14 protein-coding genes are annotated in these 15,242 nt (G+C 56.8%); 8 read left to right on the top strand and 6 right to left on the bottom strand.

What is annotated here, in order from left to right; translation table 11 throughout:
• Nucleotides 1-276: 276 nt before the first annotated feature.
• Entirely contained in the window at nt 277-573 is a 297-nt protein-coding gene (locus ACSQ3D_RS15130) for a hypothetical protein (RefSeq protein ID WP_436127457.1), read from the bottom strand.
• 601 nt (nt 574-1,174) lie between these two features.
• On the opposite strand from ACSQ3D_RS15130, the gene ACSQ3D_RS15135 reads away from it, so the two are divergent.
• The 4 genes from ACSQ3D_RS15135 to ACSQ3D_RS15150 all read left to right on the top strand — a co-directional run bounded on the left by ACSQ3D_RS15135 (nt 1,175) and on the right by ACSQ3D_RS15150 (nt 4,656).
• Complete coding sequence (locus tag ACSQ3D_RS15135) at nt 1,175-1,948, top strand: ferritin-like domain-containing protein (RefSeq protein WP_436127458.1); 774 nt, start codon at nt 1,175-1,177, stop codon at nt 1,946-1,948.
• Between the two features lie 17 nt (nt 1,949-1,965).
• Entirely contained in the window at nt 1,966-3,147 is a 1,182-nt protein-coding gene (locus ACSQ3D_RS15140; RefSeq protein ID WP_436127459.1) for a hypothetical protein, read from the top strand.
• A 272-nt stretch (nt 3,148-3,419) separates the two neighbouring features.
• A complete protein-coding gene (locus tag ACSQ3D_RS15145; protein ID WP_436127460.1) occupies nt 3,420-4,004 on the top strand; it encodes a cysteine hydrolase family protein in 585 nt (194 codons plus the stop codon).
• A 148-nt stretch (nt 4,005-4,152) separates the two neighbouring features.
• A complete protein-coding gene (locus tag ACSQ3D_RS15150; RefSeq protein WP_436127461.1) occupies nt 4,153-4,656 on the top strand; it encodes a ferritin-like domain-containing protein in 504 nt (167 codons plus the stop codon).
• A 76-nt stretch (nt 4,657-4,732) separates the two neighbouring features.
• On the opposite strand, the gene ACSQ3D_RS15155 is transcribed toward ACSQ3D_RS15150, so the two are convergent.
• The gene (locus ACSQ3D_RS15155) at nt 4,733-5,212 is read right to left on the bottom strand and encodes a DUF421 domain-containing protein (RefSeq protein ID WP_436127462.1); all 480 of its coding nucleotides are present in this window, start codon (nt 5,210-5,212) and stop codon (nt 4,733-4,735) included.
• A 37-nt stretch (nt 5,213-5,249) separates the two neighbouring features.
• A complete protein-coding gene (locus ACSQ3D_RS15160; RefSeq protein ID WP_436127463.1) occupies nt 5,250-6,413 on the bottom strand; it encodes a zinc-dependent alcohol dehydrogenase in 1,164 nt (387 codons plus the stop codon).
• A 163-nt stretch (nt 6,414-6,576) separates the two neighbouring features.
• Here ACSQ3D_RS15160 and ACSQ3D_RS15165 point away from each other — a divergent pair, with 163 nt between their 5' ends.
• On the top strand, nt 6,577-7,368 hold the full coding sequence (locus tag ACSQ3D_RS15165; RefSeq protein WP_436127464.1) for an SDR family NAD(P)-dependent oxidoreductase: 792 nt from the start codon (nt 6,577-6,579) through the stop codon (nt 7,366-7,368).
• A gap of 13 nt (nt 7,369-7,381) precedes the next feature.
• Nucleotides 7,382-7,936, top strand: coding sequence for a low affinity iron permease family protein (locus tag ACSQ3D_RS15170; RefSeq protein ID WP_436127465.1), 555 nt, complete (start codon nt 7,382-7,384; stop codon nt 7,934-7,936).
• A 110-nt stretch (nt 7,937-8,046) separates the two neighbouring features.
• Here ACSQ3D_RS15170 and ACSQ3D_RS15175 read toward each other — a convergent pair whose 3' ends face one another.
• The 3 genes from ACSQ3D_RS15175 to ACSQ3D_RS15185 form a co-directional block, all read right to left on the bottom strand.
• Nucleotides 8,047-10,215, bottom strand: coding sequence for an ATP-binding protein (locus ACSQ3D_RS15175; protein ID WP_436127466.1), 2,169 nt, complete (start codon nt 10,213-10,215; stop codon nt 8,047-8,049).
• Between the two features lie 708 nt (nt 10,216-10,923).
• The gene (locus ACSQ3D_RS15180; protein ID WP_436127467.1) at nt 10,924-11,295 is read right to left on the bottom strand and encodes a MerR family DNA-binding protein; all 372 of its coding nucleotides are present in this window, start codon (nt 11,293-11,295) and stop codon (nt 10,924-10,926) included.
• Complete coding sequence (locus ACSQ3D_RS15185) at nt 11,241-11,426, bottom strand: MerR family transcriptional regulator (RefSeq protein WP_436127468.1); 186 nt, start codon at nt 11,424-11,426, stop codon at nt 11,241-11,243. The genes ACSQ3D_RS15180 and ACSQ3D_RS15185 overlap by 55 nt, the downstream gene beginning before the upstream one ends.
• A gap of 332 nt (nt 11,427-11,758) precedes the next feature.
• Here ACSQ3D_RS15185 and ACSQ3D_RS15190 point away from each other — a divergent pair, with 332 nt between their 5' ends.
• Both ACSQ3D_RS15190 and ligD read left to right on the top strand, forming a co-directional pair.
• Nucleotides 11,759-11,935 carry a DUF3606 domain-containing protein gene (locus ACSQ3D_RS15190; protein WP_436127469.1) on the top strand — a complete coding sequence of 59 codons (177 nt, stop codon included), beginning with the start codon at nt 11,759-11,761 and terminating at the stop codon, nt 11,933-11,935.
• Nucleotides 11,936-11,946: 11 nt separating this feature from the next.
• Nucleotides 11,947-14,517: a DNA ligase D gene (gene ligD, locus ACSQ3D_RS15195; protein ID WP_436127470.1), complete on the top strand. Its 2,571-nt coding sequence runs from the start codon at nt 11,947-11,949 to the stop codon at nt 14,515-14,517.
• Nucleotides 14,518-15,242: the final 725 nt, after the last annotated feature.

Raw genomic sequence — 15,242 nt, forward strand, 5'->3', positions numbered from 1 at the left:
ACTCGAGTATGTTATGTAATCACAGCCACCAGTGAAGTAGCAATACCGCGAGGCAAAGCTCCAACTGCGTTATGGATGCTCACCGCATAGCATCCAGCATTGGAGAAAGAGTATGCAGCATGCGACGCTAGAGGGCCATCAGCAGGTATAGATTAGGCGGATTTCTCGACGTCGCAGTACGTTTCATTGACCGTGTGTTGGGTCAACCAGTCGATGATGCGCGCTGCCGCGTCGGCTCTGCATGCGGGGGCGCCATCCGTGAGAAAGGCGTGTCCTTCATTGGGGTAGAGGACCAGTTCGCCTGCGTTGTCCCCAGCAGGGCGAGTGGTCTTTACCGGTGCCATGGGTGATCTGAAAGACTTCGGAGTCTTCCAGTCCATACATCCACAACTTGGACTGGTAGTCATTTTTCTTGCGGTCCACCGACTGAACCGCGCAGACTGCGCGTTGAAGGCGCGCCGTGCAGTGCAGTTCCGTGATCTTCATGTGAAGGTAGAGATCATCCACCTGGAAGGGCGTGCGTGCAGGAGCGGATGCTGGGGAGGTGGTCGCCTGAGTGGCTTGTGTTGCCATGGCATTGCAGTGGAAGTTTGACCCAAAAAGGTAAGCCTGCAGGCTGATCCGGTCTGTAGGACGCTGTCCGAAGGAACACAGATGGGTGCAGAACGTCTGCTTGCCACCGTGGCTGCTGGTTACCCCGCCCCGGCGCGCTCCTACAGCACCCGCACAGAGCGCCTCAACAACACAGCCTGTGGAAGTTTCGACACTTGGTGAACACCGTTCCCCCGCGAATGTTGTTCAACTTTCGCATCCACTAGGAAAAACACATGGCAGGGAAAAACCAGCCACCTAATTACAACCAGTACGGCATGAAGGATGCAGATGCCACGGTGGTGGACGTCTACGCGACCGCCCGGGCGGCGAGCAGCCCTGATCGATCCCATGGACCAAGTCACAGCATCCGGGCACCTAGTAGCCACGATCAAGCAGAGGACGGACCCGAAGCCTGCTTCGAGAACCGGTCAAAAACTGCGGGGCGAGGTAGTGACCAGAACGGGATAGCACAACAGCTGAAGCAGTAGCTTTAACTGTACTTTTTAGAGGCGTGAATTCCTACAAAATTGCCCACCGCAGATCCTGAAAGTTGGGGATTTCCCTACGAAAGGACTCTGCAATGCAACCCACAACCACTGGAGAAAACCGCACCGGCGCTACGGTCGCTGAAGACGGAGTTCGGGCCATGCTCGAGGCCAATGAACGCTGGGCGCCCGCCCAGCCTCTGGACAAGACCCTGAGCGACGCGGACCGAGGCAGTTACATCATCGAGTCCGACTCGTTGGGCTCGATTCCACCGCCCGTCACCATCCACGGGATGCGCAAGACGGGCTTCGACAAGCTGATCGGTGAGCGCCCTGATGTACTAATGGACAAGATCGGCGAGCGCATCGCTTTCGAGCGCACCGGCACGCGGCTGTACGACGCACTCATCCTGAAGTACCAAGTACTGACGCAAGAGGAAGCCGACATGCCCGTACTGACCACGCCGCTCGATCAGGATGGGCAAGACACGGCATCTACCTTGCAGCTCATCCGTAAGCAGGAGCATGAGCATTTTCTGATGCTCAGCGAAGCGATGCGATCGCTGGGGGGAGACCCCACAGCGCAGACTCCGTGCGCCGACGTGGCCGCGACTGCATCAATGGGTCTCATGCAGGTCGTCACGGACCCGAGAACCACGTTCGCGCAGTCGCTCAACGCCATCCTCATTGCAGAGCTAGCCGACAACGCCGGCTGGGAGCTGTTGATCTCCTTGGCGCAAGACGCGGGCGAGAGCGATCTCGTCCAGCAGTTCGAGCGCGCCTTGGAAGAGGAAGAAGAGCACCTCGTTATTGTCAAGAGCTGGGTCGCGGCCTTGACCGCCGTCAGCACGCCCACCGTCGCCGCATAGTTCACAAGGAGATACCGATGACCATCAACCTGCTGCAAGACAAGGGCGTTCCGCTGGATCGCCAGGGAATGGCGTGGAAAGACATGGTGGGCAAACCCATCAGCAAGCTGGATGACGACGCCTTCACCCGAGTGCGTGCCATTCTCATGAATGGGCTGGAGTTGGATTCTCTGCGCACCAAACAGGTGGCTTTGCGAATGAATGCCGACGCTCGCGTGCAGCTCGCCCAGCTGATGCGGGTGGAGCAGCACCAGGCCACCACCATCAACTGGCTGATTGGTGCCGATCACTCTCCCCTGGAGACCACCATCGGCTACGAACAGACTGCGATCGAGGTGACGGCCTCCATTGCCCAGTTGGAGTCTGATCCCTACCTGGCGCAGGGCTACCGCTACGCTCTGTTGGAAGATTTTGACCACCTGTACCGGTACAGCGCGCTGTTGGACCGCCTGGAAGGCAAGGACGCCAACAACATCACCCAGGGCTATACCGACATCGTGCCAGCCCGGCCCACATGGGAGCACCACCGAGCCCCGGAACATGATTTGCTTGAGCCCTACGGCCCCAACGCCGGACTGAGCACCAAGCTGCACGCGCTGACCCTCACAGGAGGCGAGTACCAGACGCACGACTACTACATGAACATCGGCCCGCTCTTCGCCGACCCTCTGGCGCGCCAGCTCTATGCAGAAATCGCGTCTGTAGAGTCGCAACACATCACCCACTATGGCTCAATGCTCAACCCGAACGAGACCCCGCTGGAAAAGCTGGTGATCTCCGAAGCCTGCGAGGTATGGAACTACGCCGGGTGTGCGGCGCAAGAGACCAACCCTCGCATCCGTGCGCTGTGGGAGCGTTTTCTGGAGTACGAGCTGGGCCATCTGCAAGTGGCTTTAAAACTGTTCAAGGACGTAGAGCGGCGAGATCCCGCCGAGATCCTGGGCGACGGACTGCTGCCGCGGTTCATCGATTTCAAGAGTCAGCGCGGGTTTGTCCGCCGTGTGGTCGAGAACGAGACATCGATGCGCAAGCTCGGCACCCAGTTCGTGGATGAGGCCGACGAAGGTGCTTCGTCGCTGCGGTACCGCCTGCAGGTCAATGCCACAGGGTCGCCATCACGCAATGCATCCACCACCTGGACTTGGACACCGGGGACTGAACTCGCGCGCGGGCTGGAGCCTGTCAAGCGGGCTGCTTGAAGGACGGGCCCACCCCGACTGACTGCTAGACCGAAGCAGTGGCAAGAGCTGAACAGTACGCCGTTGCTGCATTTGTTGGGCTGCACTGTCATGCTGAGTGGGTTGGCTTGCATTCAATTTTGCTGATGCGCGCACGTGGGAATCAGGATTCAGTGGGCTCGCCGCTAACATTGATGTTTGCCCGCTGGCCTGATCTTGCCTGAGTTAATGCTCAGGTAGTAACCGGCCATCGCAGAAGCGCTGACGATACCGATGCGAAAGGACGACCAAGTATGGCAACGCAGCACAGCTTCTTTCACCAGGCCAAACAGCCCCATCTTCGGCCCAGCCCGAAGGTTATCTTGCTAGTGGACTTCATTAATCCTATGCAGTTTCCGGGGGCCGAAAAGTTGGTGGCCGCAGCACTGCAGGCCGCGCAAGCCACGGCGCGGTTGAAGAAGCGCTTGGATGCCAAGGGCGTAACCGCAATCTACGCCAACGACAACTACGGCATATGGCGCTCGGAATTCAAGGACCTTCTTAGCGCCTGCAAGGCTTTGCCAGGGGCTCGCGGTGAGATAGCTACGTTGCTTGAGCCCGGGAACAACGATCTCACCATCCTCAAGCCACTGCATTCTGCGTTCCACGCGACCCCGTTGGACCACTTGCTCAAACAGCTCAAGGTGCGTGAATTGATCGTCACAGGGCTAGCTGCCGATATGTGCGTGCACCTAACAGCGATGGATGCGTACATGCGTGGGTACGAGGTTTGGGTGCCGCGCGACTGTACAGCTGCGGAGAATGAGGAGTACAAAGAAGCAGCGCTGCGTCAAATGTCCCAGGTGCTCAAATGTTCTGTGAGGAAATCGCAGTCATAAACGCTGGTGGGAAGTTTCGACCATTGGAGCTTGGCGAACCATCCAATTTTTTGCCGCCTGAACTCAGTGCGCAATGTCGATGTTGTCTGACTTACGAAGGGTCAAGCCGATGGGACCATTCCTTTTTTTCTACCGAAAGGACTTCGTCATGGCCGTCAAAACAGTAGCTGAACTTTTTGTCCACGAACTTTCCGATACCTACAGCGCTGAAAAGCAGATGACTAAATCACTGCCCAGGATGGCCCGCGCGGCCGCCGATCAGCACCTTGCCCAAGCCTTCCTCGATCACTTGGAAGAAACACGCGGGCAGGTCGAGCGGATCGACGAAGTGGTGGAACTGCTCAACCTGAAGCTCAAGCGCATTAAGTGCGCTGCGATGGAAGGCCTCGTAGAAGAGGGTAAGGACCTGATCGACGAAATCGACAAAGGTCCTGTGCTCGATGTAGCCTTGATTGGAGCTGCTCAGAAAGTCGAACACTACGAGATTGCAAGCTACAACACGCTCATTACATTGGCAAAGAAGCTGGGGTATTCCCCAGCAGTACCTCTGCTGGAGGCTTCTCTCGCTGAGGAGAAAGCTACTGACGAGAAACTGAGCCAGCTTGGCCAAGCTGCAGCAATTGAAGATGCTGCCGCGGCGGGCAAAGCGTAAACGCATCACCTTTCGACAATAGGGAGGGGGCAGCACAGCGGTCCCCCCGTTTGCACAGATACCGTGCCAGAAGACACTACTTCTCAACTGGCGAACCTGATTCCTGAAGGATGCTGATTTGTCCGTCGGCTTCAAGAAATGCGAACCTCATATCGGTTAGGTCACAGTCTGCTTCGCGTAGGGCCCTTTCGACGTCACATAAGGGCACGTGGTGACGCTTGATCACATCTTCGAATACCTTACCGTCACGCCCTATCAAGACAGCCCGTCCTTCGACAAGTACCTGCATCCGATGGTTACGCGCTGTGATGAACGCTACAAATAGATTTAGGCCTATCAAAGTTGCAGCAGAGACCAACCCGCCAGTAAGACTCTTCTCTTCGCCATTTAATCCGTTGGAGACGGCCTCACTGAGCAGCATGACGATGAGTAAGTCAAACGGCGTAAACTGACCTACCGTCCGGTGACCAGATACTCGCATCAGAACTAAAAGCACGATATACACAAGTGTCGCACGCACAGGTATTTCCCACCATGTGCCACTCAGTTCAAACATGGATAGCTCCTGAAATGCGAGGCGTGGTCGAGGCCAATCAAGGTGTCAGAACAACCTTACGGCAATGGTCTTCGCGCTTTTCGAAGATTTCGTAGCCACGCGCCGCGTCTTCGAGTTTCATGCGGTGGGAGATGATTACCTCGGGCTTCATCCGACCATTGGCGATGTGTTCTAGCAACTCGGGCATGTGCTTTTGAGCGTGCGTCTGTCCCATTTTGAAAGTCAGACCCTTCTCGAAGGCGTCGCCGAACAAAAAGCCGTGGATGAAGCCTGCGTACACGCCTGGCACGCTGACAACCCCACCACGGCGTGTTGCTGCAATGCACTGGCGCAGTGCCTTGCCGCTGGAGCCTTCGAGCTTGATGGCCGTGAGTGCGGTTTCAAGGGCGCTGCCCTTGGCCTCGAAGCCCACGGCCTCGATGGTTGCGTCCACGCCATGACCTCCAGTAGCGGTGAGAATGATCTCGGCCGGGTCTTCGTCTTTGTCGAAGTTGATGGGAATCACCCCATAGGTCTCGCGCGCAAATTCCAGTCGGTAACTATTATGGTCAACCATGAAGATCTGCTCGGCCCCGAGGAAGCGTGCGGACAGGGCGCTCATCAGTCCTACGGGGCCTGCGCCGAAGATGGCTACCGTCGAGCCAGGCCCGATCTGCGCATTCACGGCGGCCTGGTAGCCCGTGGGCAGAATGTCCGAGAGGAAGAGCACCTGCTCGTCGCTTAAAACATTCGGGATCTTGAGCGGCCCAACATTTGCGCGTGGCACGCGCACATACTCGGCTTGTCCGCCCGAATAGCCGCCATAAAGGTGGCTATAGCCGAACATGCCTGCGCCCGACGTGGCATTTTTCTTATTCAGGATAGCGCCACGCCCGGGATTTGTGGTTTCGCAAGCAGCGAACAATGTCTTGTCGCAGTAGAAACATGAACCGCAGGCGATCACGAAGGGAACCACCACCCGGTCGCCCGGACGCAGGTCGGTCACGCTGTTGCCCACCTCCTCGACGATGCCCATGAATTCGTGACCCAGTATGTCGCCGTCCTTCATGCCCGGAATCTTGCCCCGGTAAATATGCAAATCTGAACCGCAGATCGCGGTTGCAGTCACGCGCAGTAGAAGATCGTCACTGGCGGTCATGACTGGATCAGGGACGCTCTCGACGCGCACGTCCTTGGCGCCTTGGTAGGTGAGGGCTCGCATGGGACTCCTTAGTGGGTTAGCGATGTTCCATGGCCAGCCATGGAGCAAAAACCACTCTGCACCCAAGCGTTAACGTCGTACGTAGGACTTTGCACCATCCGCATTGGGCTTATAGCTGACGGGAAGGTGCAGAACCGAGATTCAACAATATCGCTTTCAGGAGATGTCTATGTCTACTCGCCCTCTTGCAGTGATCACTGGTGCCTCGTCCGGCATTGGCTATCACTTGGCGCGCCAATGCGCTGAAAATGGCTTTGATTTAGTGATTGCAGCCGACCAACCGCTCGACAAAGCAGCCAGCGACCTGCGTATGCTGGGCGCTCAGGTAGCTGTGGTGCAGGCAGAGCTTGCCAGCCGACAGGGGGTTGACGCGCTGGTGGAGGCTATCGCCGGCCGCAACGTCGATGCACTGCTGGCCAATGCCGGACATGGACTGGGCAAGGGGTTCTTGGAACAAGATTTCGCCGATGTGCAGCATGTGATCGATACAAACATCACCGGCACCCTCTATCTACTTCACAGGATCGTGCCCCCCATGCGGCAACGGGGTAGAGGACGCATCCTCATCACCGGATCCATTGCAGGCTTCATGCCAGGCAGCTTCCAGGCCGTTTACAACGCTACCAAAGCTTTCATCGACTCATTTGCCGCGGCACTGCGCAACGAGCTCAAGGACTCGGGCGTCAGTGTGACGTGCCTGATGCCCGGTGCGACAGACACAGAGTTTTTCGCACGTGCCGGCATGCTGGACACCCAGGTAGGCGCCGACGATGGTAAAGCCGACCCGGCGGACGTAGCTAAAGTTGGCTTTACGGCCATGATGGACGGTGAAGCAGATGTCGTGCACGGCTTCAAAAACAAGCTGCAGTCCATTATGGCCAAGGTCACGCCCTCTCAAGTGCTGGCCGAGCAACACCGCAAGATGGCCGAGCCGGGTTCAGCACTAAAGAACTGAGGGGCAGACACTTATGAAGGCGCAAGTTCGGGTCGATGGAGATGGCACCGACGCACTAGGATCAATGCCATCGACCAGCAGCCCCTCATATGCTGATCGGTCGGCACTGCAAACAGCGTTCGACCACTTCGCTTCGCGCGTCACACGCTGGGCTGGGTCGCCAGGGATCTTCTGCGTAGCGCTTATCACCGTGGTGCTGTGGGCAGCTGCCGGTCCCATCTTCCACTTCTCGGAGAATTGGCAGCTCGTGATCAACACCGGGACAACCATCGTCACGTTCTTGATGGTGTTCCTGATCCAGCAGAGCCAGAACAAGGATAGCGTGGCCATCCACTTGAAACTCAACGAGCTCCTGGCCGCCAACCGCGAGGCGAGCAACCGCATGATTGGGATCGAAGAGTTGGATGAGCAGGATCTCCGCGACGTGGCCAGCTTTTATGTGCGCCTGGCTGAGCGGGCCAAGGTCGCAGGCTCCAACAAGGAGGTGCACTCCATCGACGAAGAGGGCATGCCTGCCTCGCAGTCCGACAGGGCGCAGGGAGGATCTCACAAGCTGCTAAAGCACTGACTAGGACATGGCGCGCCATGGCAGAGTCGCGTAGATGCACGTGGCGGTGCGTGCGCTTCGACTATGTTCATCATTCAATAGTAACTGCCAGGCGATGCCTTTTCAGCAAATCAAATCTGCCGGGGCGCTAGCAATTCTTCAATCGCTGCCAGCACCTTTAGCGGCTCAAGTGGCTTCGACAGGTGGCAATGGAAACCTGAAGACAGCGAACGCTCTCGGTCTTCCGCGCGCGCGAATGCCGTCATCGCTATGGCGGGAACCAGTCCGCTGCGCTCTGGTGGCTGATTTCGCAACCAGCGCAAAAGCTCGTACCCGTTCATGCCTGGCATGCCGATGTCTGAGCACACGACGTCTGGGTGGTGCGCTTCGATTAAATCCATCGCTTCGTAGGCGTCATGCGCGGTGTAGACCTGCGCGCCGCATTCTTCGATCACGCGCCTGAGCAGATCTCGGGTGTCAGGATCGTCATCTACCACCAGCACAGATCGCCCGGCCAACCGAGGCGCGGCGTGCTCCGCAGGGCCCCCGCCGGCGGATAGCGAGGGATCCTCGGATGTGCTGGCATACAGGGGTAAGCTTACTCGGAACGAGGCGCCAGTCCCCGCTCCCAGGCTTTGCGCTGCTACGGTGCCTCCATGAAGTTCGACGATGTGCTGCACGATGGACAAACCTAAGCCGAGCCCGCTGTGCGTGCGGGTGATCGATCCATCGGCTTGGCGAAACCGCTTGAAGACATGCGGAAGAAACTCCGCGTTGATACCGATGCCGTTGTCCGACACGGCGATGACCGCTTCGTTGCCTTCGTGGGACAGCCGCAAATGGATTGAACCGCCACGGGGCGTAAATTTGATGGCATTGGACAAAAGGTTCGTGACGACTTGCTGGAGCCGATCAACGTCGCCGAGTACCGTGCCCACCGGGGCCACATCGGCACCAACCGCTAGCCCGGCGGTGTGCGCATTGGGAAGTATCAGCTCGTATGCCGTCCGAACACAAGTTGCCAAGTCCATGGGTTTCATGTCCATGTGAAGCTTTCCAGAACTGATCCGGCTCATGTCCAGCAGGTCTCCGATCAGGCGCGCTTGCGAGCGTGTGCTGCGCTCGATAACATCGATACCTTTTGCGAGGTCAGAATGGGTTGATCCGTACTTGCGACGCAGAATGTGGACCCAGCCGGTGATGGCTGTTAGAGGTGTTCGCAGCTCATGCGAAAGCGTAGCCAGGAAGTTGTCTTTGAACGAATTGGCACGCTCTGCGTCCTGGCGAGCTGCGCGCTCGCTGTCCAGCAGCAGGGCCTTGTCCCGTTCAGCCCGAATGCGCTCAAGTGATTCCCAGCACCGATCCACCACCGTGCGCACCAGCGAAATTTCGTCCGCATTCCAGTTTCTTGGGGTTGTCTGGTGGACCGCCATGGCGGCAACGAATCTGCCGCTTTTGTGTAGCGGCACGCAGATGACGGCACGAATCTGCGTTAAGCGGTAGGCGACGAGGTCAAGATCTCTTGTGATCGAATGGGTCTCCACATCCTCGTTGACGTACGGCTCGTTCGCGATCATCAAGTCGCCGACCTGCTGGCCGAAGTCCGTGAACTTGTAGCGCCCAACAATGCTAGCCACGCCTTCGTTGTAGTCGCCGATGAGATCGAAGGTGTTTTGATCTTCCAGCACGTGGGCGTATGCACATCGGTTCACTCCAAGGTACTTGCCCAGCATGGACGCGGTGACCTGCATTACCTCCGCAGGGTCACTGAGAACTCGCGTGAGCTGAGCGAGCTCGTCTAGGAAGCGAAACCGCCGCTCGCTCAGCACCTTGGCCGTTGTTTCCGCGAAGGTGACGAGCACGCCTCTGGGAATACCGTCGTCGTCCCGCACGGGGCTGTACGAAAAATTGAAATAGCAGTCTTCAGGAAAGCCATACCGCTCGATCGTGAGCTTGTAATCGTCGAATCCAATGGCTTTACCCTGCAGCACAGCATCCCACATCGGACCGATGGTCGGCCAGATTTCACACCAAGTATCGCGCGCCGAGCCTCCCAGGGCGCCCTCATGCTTGTCGCCCAGGATAGGACGATAGGCATCGTTGTAGAACTGAATAAGCCCAGGCCCCCAAGCCAAGTACATCGGGAGCTTGCACTCAAGCAGCAGTGCCACCGCGTGCCGGAGGCTCTGCGGCCACTGGTCTGGCGGACCAAGAGCATGAGCCTGCCACGCATGGTCTGCTATGCGGCGTGCCATGTCACCCTCGAGCCGGGCTGGTAGAAATGGAGAAGAGGTCGGCATGACGACGGATTTGGCGGATGCTACAAGCATAGAGCGGCCCTATGGGCACGGTGGAGCGCGGACAGGCATTTAGCTCTGCATTCACGCCTTATAAGGCGGGATGCCATTCTGATACAGCGGGATGCCCACCCGCAAGTAACGGAAATGTGATCTGGTAAGTCGCGCCAGTGGCGTCCATCTATGCAGCAGCAGCTATTCGATCCGGCTGGCCTGATGCGTCGGCAACTAGATGTTCTTCAACTAGTCAGTAGACGGCGCCGGCGCGACAGCCTGAGCCTCTGTCCCAAGGAACTGCTCACTGTGTTAGAAGGCGAACACATCCTTAGCGGCATCTCTGGCTACGACGCGGCGGAGATGACCGACGAAAACCCGGCGCGCGTGGAAGCAGTGACCAGGCTGACGTTGACTTAGTTACGCCCCCGCTCAATCTGGCAGGCCCGGCGTGGACGGCTGCGAGCGAGGCGCTGCGCGTTGCGCCGAGCCCGCTCGCATTCTCGCTCGCTCGCGTCGAAGTAAAGAGATGCGCGCCTGAATCCGCAAGGCCGATAAGGCGAAGTCTGCGGCGTTGGGAGCGGTACCTGTGGAAAGTGGCAAACAGCAACGCCGCCAAGGTGGGCCACGAAGGTGTCCAGGGTCGGGGCCGAGACCAAGCCACGCCGTGTCCACCGCGAGACCCAATTCAATAGCCATCAGATACGGCCGAACCTTTTAACGCTCCAGCGCAAATCGGCTCACGAGCAGCACCCCGAGGAATCGGTCGCTGCAGGCACGCTGTGCCGAAGGTCGGTGAGGATGTTGCAGCTTGGCGCAGGTCCACCGGCACAGCCCTCGCTGCAAGCCCGCACATAACTCGACAGGCTTCGGTCCAAACGACGCAACTCCGCCATCTTGGCCCGCAGCAGCCAGGTGCGTCTGGGCAATGGCGCGAGCCTCAACACAGTCTCGCTCGCCGTTGGTGGAGAGTGCGACCAACTCACGGGTCTCATCAATTGAAAAGCCTAGGTCACGGCAGTGCCGGATGAGGATCAGCACGCCCAGCGCCGATTCCAGATAGATACGGTGCCCGCTCTCCCGGCGCATGGGCGGGGGGGTATCAAGCCACCTTCCACATAGTACCGAAGGGCAGATGAGGCAAACCCGATGCGCTTGGCCAATGCACCTATGGTGAGCAGCTCGGCCGATGGCCCTGTTGTGGTTGAGAATTTCTTCATGTGATCCGTTGCATCTTAAGAAACTTGAGATCGTACAGTGGGTTCGCGGGAATAGGCCCGCATTATTTCTGAGCTGTTATGGTTCGCCATGGCCGAAGCCAATAAGCAGTTTTTAGTTATCCGGGGTTTTGCCCAAAGCAGGTGGGCATCATGGAGCTCCGCGTGTCGGAATGGCACGATGGGCACCGCAGGGCTTGCAGGCCCGTCTAAAGGCTTGGGCAAATGAAGGCTTGAAGCGCGCATCACCCATCCCTCACCGAGATTTTATTGCCAGTTCTCCTACACCATCGAATAGCGCCAATGACTAACATGGTTTTTTTGTAGGAGCTATCATGTCCGACGACAAAAACGAAACTGCCAATGATCGCAAGTTGATCAGCCTCTCTGAAGAGTATGAAGTTCGAGATTGGTGCAAGTCTTTGAATTGCACTGAAAATGAGTTGCGCAATGCAGTAAAAGCCGTAGGCAACTCCGCTGAGGCCGTTCGTGCCCACTTAACCGGCAAGTAGGGCGAACGGTCATGGCAACACGCGAGGCACAGTCAAAGCCGGTACGCAAAGCCGCCGCAAAACATTTGCCTTCGCAAGCCGGCGACGCGCTTGACGCATACAAGAAAAAACGCGACTTCACCGTGACACCAGAGCCTGCAGAGGGTGGCGTGCCCGGTGTAGAAGCGCTTCAATTCGTCATTCAAAAACATTGGGCCAGCAGGTTGCACTATGACCTTCGGCTCGAGATCGATGGGACGATGAAAAGTTGGGCTGTACCTAAAGGCCCCAGCTACGACCCTTCCGAAAAACGCATGGCAGTTCAGGTCGAAGACCATCCCATTTCGTACAACACGTTCGAAGGGAAAATTCCCGCGAACCAATATGGAGCTGGCCGCGTGATCATCTGGGACCGTGGATTCTGGATTCCGGTTGGTGACCCTGCGGAAGGTCATCGCAAGGGCAAGCTTAAATTCGAAATTCATGGGCACAAAATGCGAGGTCATTGGACTCTCGTTCGCATACATGGGCGAGGGAGTGACAAGCAGCCGCCTTGGCTACTTATCAAAGAGCACGACGGGAACGAGCGCTCAGCGTCTGATTTCAACTTGGTCGAAGAGATGCCTGATAGCGTTGTAGGGCTCGATCCTGTGCAAGTTCCTCGCCCTCCGGCCGTCGCACTGGCAAGTGCTGAGGTTGTGGCCAAGAGCTTAGACGCAGCGCCCAAAAGCACTTCGCCCTCAATATTGCCGCCGCAGCTGGCAACTTTGGTAGACGGCCCTCCAGCGGACACCAGTGACTGGCTCTGGGAGCTGAAATTTGATGGATACCGCATTCTTGCCAGAATTGAAAAAGGCAAAGCACAACTTTTCACACGCAATGGACATAACTGGACCTTGAAAATGCCCGATCTGGCTAAGGCAATTGGTCAGTTGCCTGTGAAGTCTGCTTGGATCGATGGCGAAGTCATCATCACTGATGCCAACGGAATTCCCGACTTTCAAGCCCTGCAAAACGCTTTCGATGGCAAAGCCACCAAAGACCTGGTTTTTTGGGCATTTGACTTACCATTCTGCAATGGGCGCGACCTCCGCGGTCTTCCGAACATTGAGCGGCGCGAAGTTCTTGAAAGCGTGATCGGCAATGCTGGAAACGATCGTGTACGGTATAGCGAAGCATTTGAAGCTTGTCCTTCCGAGCTAGTTTCCTCAGCGTGCAAACTGGGCTTCGAAGGCGTTATAGGTAAGCGCAAAAGTGGGGTCTACGTTTCCCGGCGAAGCGCAGACTGGATAAAGCTGAAGTGCACTCACCGTCAAGAGTTTGTCATAGGCGGGTTCTCTGATCCGCGAGGCTCCCGCAAAGGCATTGGATCCCTCCTACTAGGGGTGCACACAGGCGATGGTGCCCTTCAGTATGCCGGAAGTGTAGGAACGGGTTTCAGCGAGCGTGTCCTCGCTGATCTGTTTGAGAAACTGAGCGCACTGCAGATCACCAAGTGCCCTTTCGCAAATCCAAAGGCTATCGAAAAGAAGGCCCACTGGGTCGAACCGACATTGCTAGCAGAGGTGGTTTTTGCTGAATGGACGAAGGAGGGCAAAATCCGCCACTCAGTCTTCCACGGCTTGCGCGCCGACAAGCCAGCGAGCAAGATCATTCGGGAAGAGCCTGCGCACTTATCGGGGTCCACACCGATTACGAGTAAAAACAAACTGGCTGCCAATCTGCGTGTCTCAAATCCAGAGCGCGTCATAGATCCAGCTACCGGTACCACGAAAATCGATTTGGTGCGGTATTACGCGACCGTGGCTCCGCTCATTGTTCCCCACCTGCAGGGCCGGCCCGTTTCACTGGTTCGTGCCCCCCAGGGTATCGACGGACAACAATTTTTTCAGAAACACTTGGACAAGGGCGAAATGAAAGGCATCGGTCAGTTGCCATCACGACTGCACGATGGACACCCTCCTCTGCTGGAAGTACAAAAGCCTGAGGGACTACTCACTGCTTCGCAAATGAACGTAATTGAGTTCCATACTTGGAACGCTCGCAAGGATCTCATCCTGAAGCCCGATCGAATGACTTTTGATCTTGATCCAGGAGATGGCGTGACGTGGCCTGAAATGCAAGAGGCTGCGAGTTTGGTACAGGTAATTATCAAGGAATTGGGGTTACACCCATTCCTTAAAACCAGTGGTGGCAAGGGCCTTCATGTCGTTGTACCGATCAAACGTATGCATGACTGGGACACTGTGAAAGGCTTCTCGGAAGCTGTCGTTGCGCATCTTGCCAAGACCATACCGCAGCGCTTTGTGGCAAAGATGGGGCCTCGCAATCGTGTTGGGAGAATCTTTGTCGACTATCTGCGAAATGGCTTTGGTGCGACCACCGCCAGTGCGTGGACTGCAAGAGCAAGGCCAGGCATGGGAATATCAGTACCAATCAAGTGGGATGAGCTCGAAAAGATCACTAGCGGATCTCACTGGAGCGTTAAAACTGTTGGCCAACGGTTGAGGCAAGGGAACGCGCCTTGGAGCGGCTATGACAAGTCATCGGTAACTCTCAACCGGGCAATGAAAGCCCTAGGCTACGAACGGTCAGACCGCTGAGTTTCGCAGGCGCTGAAGAACTTGCATACCTTCCCAATCGCTCAATGTCGGCCCATTGAAAACTCACACGATATCCAGTTTGCTTGTTTCTGCGAATGCCAGTTTGATCAAGATGCGCCGGAAATCAGTGAGCAAGTCACGCCACAAGATTGTGAAGTGTTGAGTTCCATCCAGAAGCACCCCCACGGTGGGTCAGGTTTGCTTGGAAATCGACACACTCAGCTTTGGCGCCTTTGAATCCCCGCATAAGTGCTTGCTTTGGAACGTATTGGCTGCACCAGCCCTCAGGGGCTGAAAAGCAGCGTTTGCTGTCCTCCGAACTTCCTGTCGAATGAGTAATATCAGCCATAAGCAGCCGTTGACGCTTGGGCGCGCGCTTCCGATATTTCGATCCTTGCGATCAAAGTTCACTACGTGTTTCTAAATGGACCTAGTCACCGAAGTACGGTAGAAACTGTCAGAGAGGTTATTGAAGCCAGTCGAGAATTTGACACAAGGCAGCATACAAGACCACAGGCAGAGTTACAGTAGGTGATACTGAAATGTGAAAAGCCCAACTGCCGGTTATCGGGCAACGGATTTGCACAGAACCCCTGGGGTCTCGCGCTGAAATGGCAGGACATCAACTTCGTATTGCCACTCGCAAGTAGACTAATGGCCCTATCCGCAGCGGGTGTTAAAGAATCGAGTCGGCAAGATCGCGTCCCCAAGGAGCTTTGACATAG

Origin of the sequence: Acidovorax sp. LjRoot117 (assembly GCF_964252695.1) — a bacterium.
GTDB lineage: Bacteria > Pseudomonadota > Gammaproteobacteria > Burkholderiales > Burkholderiaceae_C > Acidovorax.

Excerpts from the sequence above, each read along its gene's own strand:
- ACSQ3D_RS15130 (WP_436127457.1), bottom strand. The coding sequence starts at position 573 with ATGGCAACACAAGCCACTCAGGCGACCACCTCCCCAGCATCCGCTCCT.
- ACSQ3D_RS15135 (WP_436127458.1), top strand. The coding sequence starts at position 1,175 with ATGCAACCCACAACCACTGGAGAAAACCGCACCGGCGCTACGGTCGCT.
- ACSQ3D_RS15140 (WP_436127459.1), top strand. The coding sequence starts at position 1,966 with ATGACCATCAACCTGCTGCAAGACAAGGGCGTTCCGCTGGATCGCCAG.
- ACSQ3D_RS15145 (WP_436127460.1), top strand. The coding sequence starts at position 3,420 with ATGGCAACGCAGCACAGCTTCTTTCACCAGGCCAAACAGCCCCATCTT.
- ACSQ3D_RS15150 (WP_436127461.1), top strand. The coding sequence starts at position 4,153 with ATGGCCGTCAAAACAGTAGCTGAACTTTTTGTCCACGAACTTTCCGAT.
- ACSQ3D_RS15155 (WP_436127462.1), bottom strand. The coding sequence starts at position 5,212 with ATGTTTGAACTGAGTGGCACATGGTGGGAAATACCTGTGCGTGCGACA.
- ACSQ3D_RS15160 (WP_436127463.1), bottom strand. The coding sequence starts at position 6,413 with ATGCGAGCCCTCACCTACCAAGGCGCCAAGGACGTGCGCGTCGAGAGC.
- ACSQ3D_RS15165 (WP_436127464.1), top strand. The coding sequence starts at position 6,577 with ATGTCTATGTCTACTCGCCCTCTTGCAGTGATCACTGGTGCCTCGTCC.
- ACSQ3D_RS15170 (WP_436127465.1), top strand. The coding sequence starts at position 7,382 with ATGAAGGCGCAAGTTCGGGTCGATGGAGATGGCACCGACGCACTAGGA.
- ACSQ3D_RS15175 (WP_436127466.1), bottom strand. The coding sequence starts at position 10,215 with ATGCCGACCTCTTCTCCATTTCTACCAGCCCGGCTCGAGGGTGACATG.
- ACSQ3D_RS15180 (WP_436127467.1), bottom strand. The coding sequence starts at position 11,295 with ATGCGCCGGGAGAGCGGGCACCGTATCTATCTGGAATCGGCGCTGGGC.
- ACSQ3D_RS15185 (WP_436127468.1), bottom strand. The coding sequence starts at position 11,426 with ATGAAGAAATTCTCAACCACAACAGGGCCATCGGCCGAGCTGCTCACC.
- ACSQ3D_RS15190 (WP_436127469.1), top strand. The coding sequence starts at position 11,759 with ATGTCCGACGACAAAAACGAAACTGCCAATGATCGCAAGTTGATCAGC.
- ligD (WP_436127470.1), top strand. The coding sequence starts at position 11,947 with ATGGCAACACGCGAGGCACAGTCAAAGCCGGTACGCAAAGCCGCCGCA.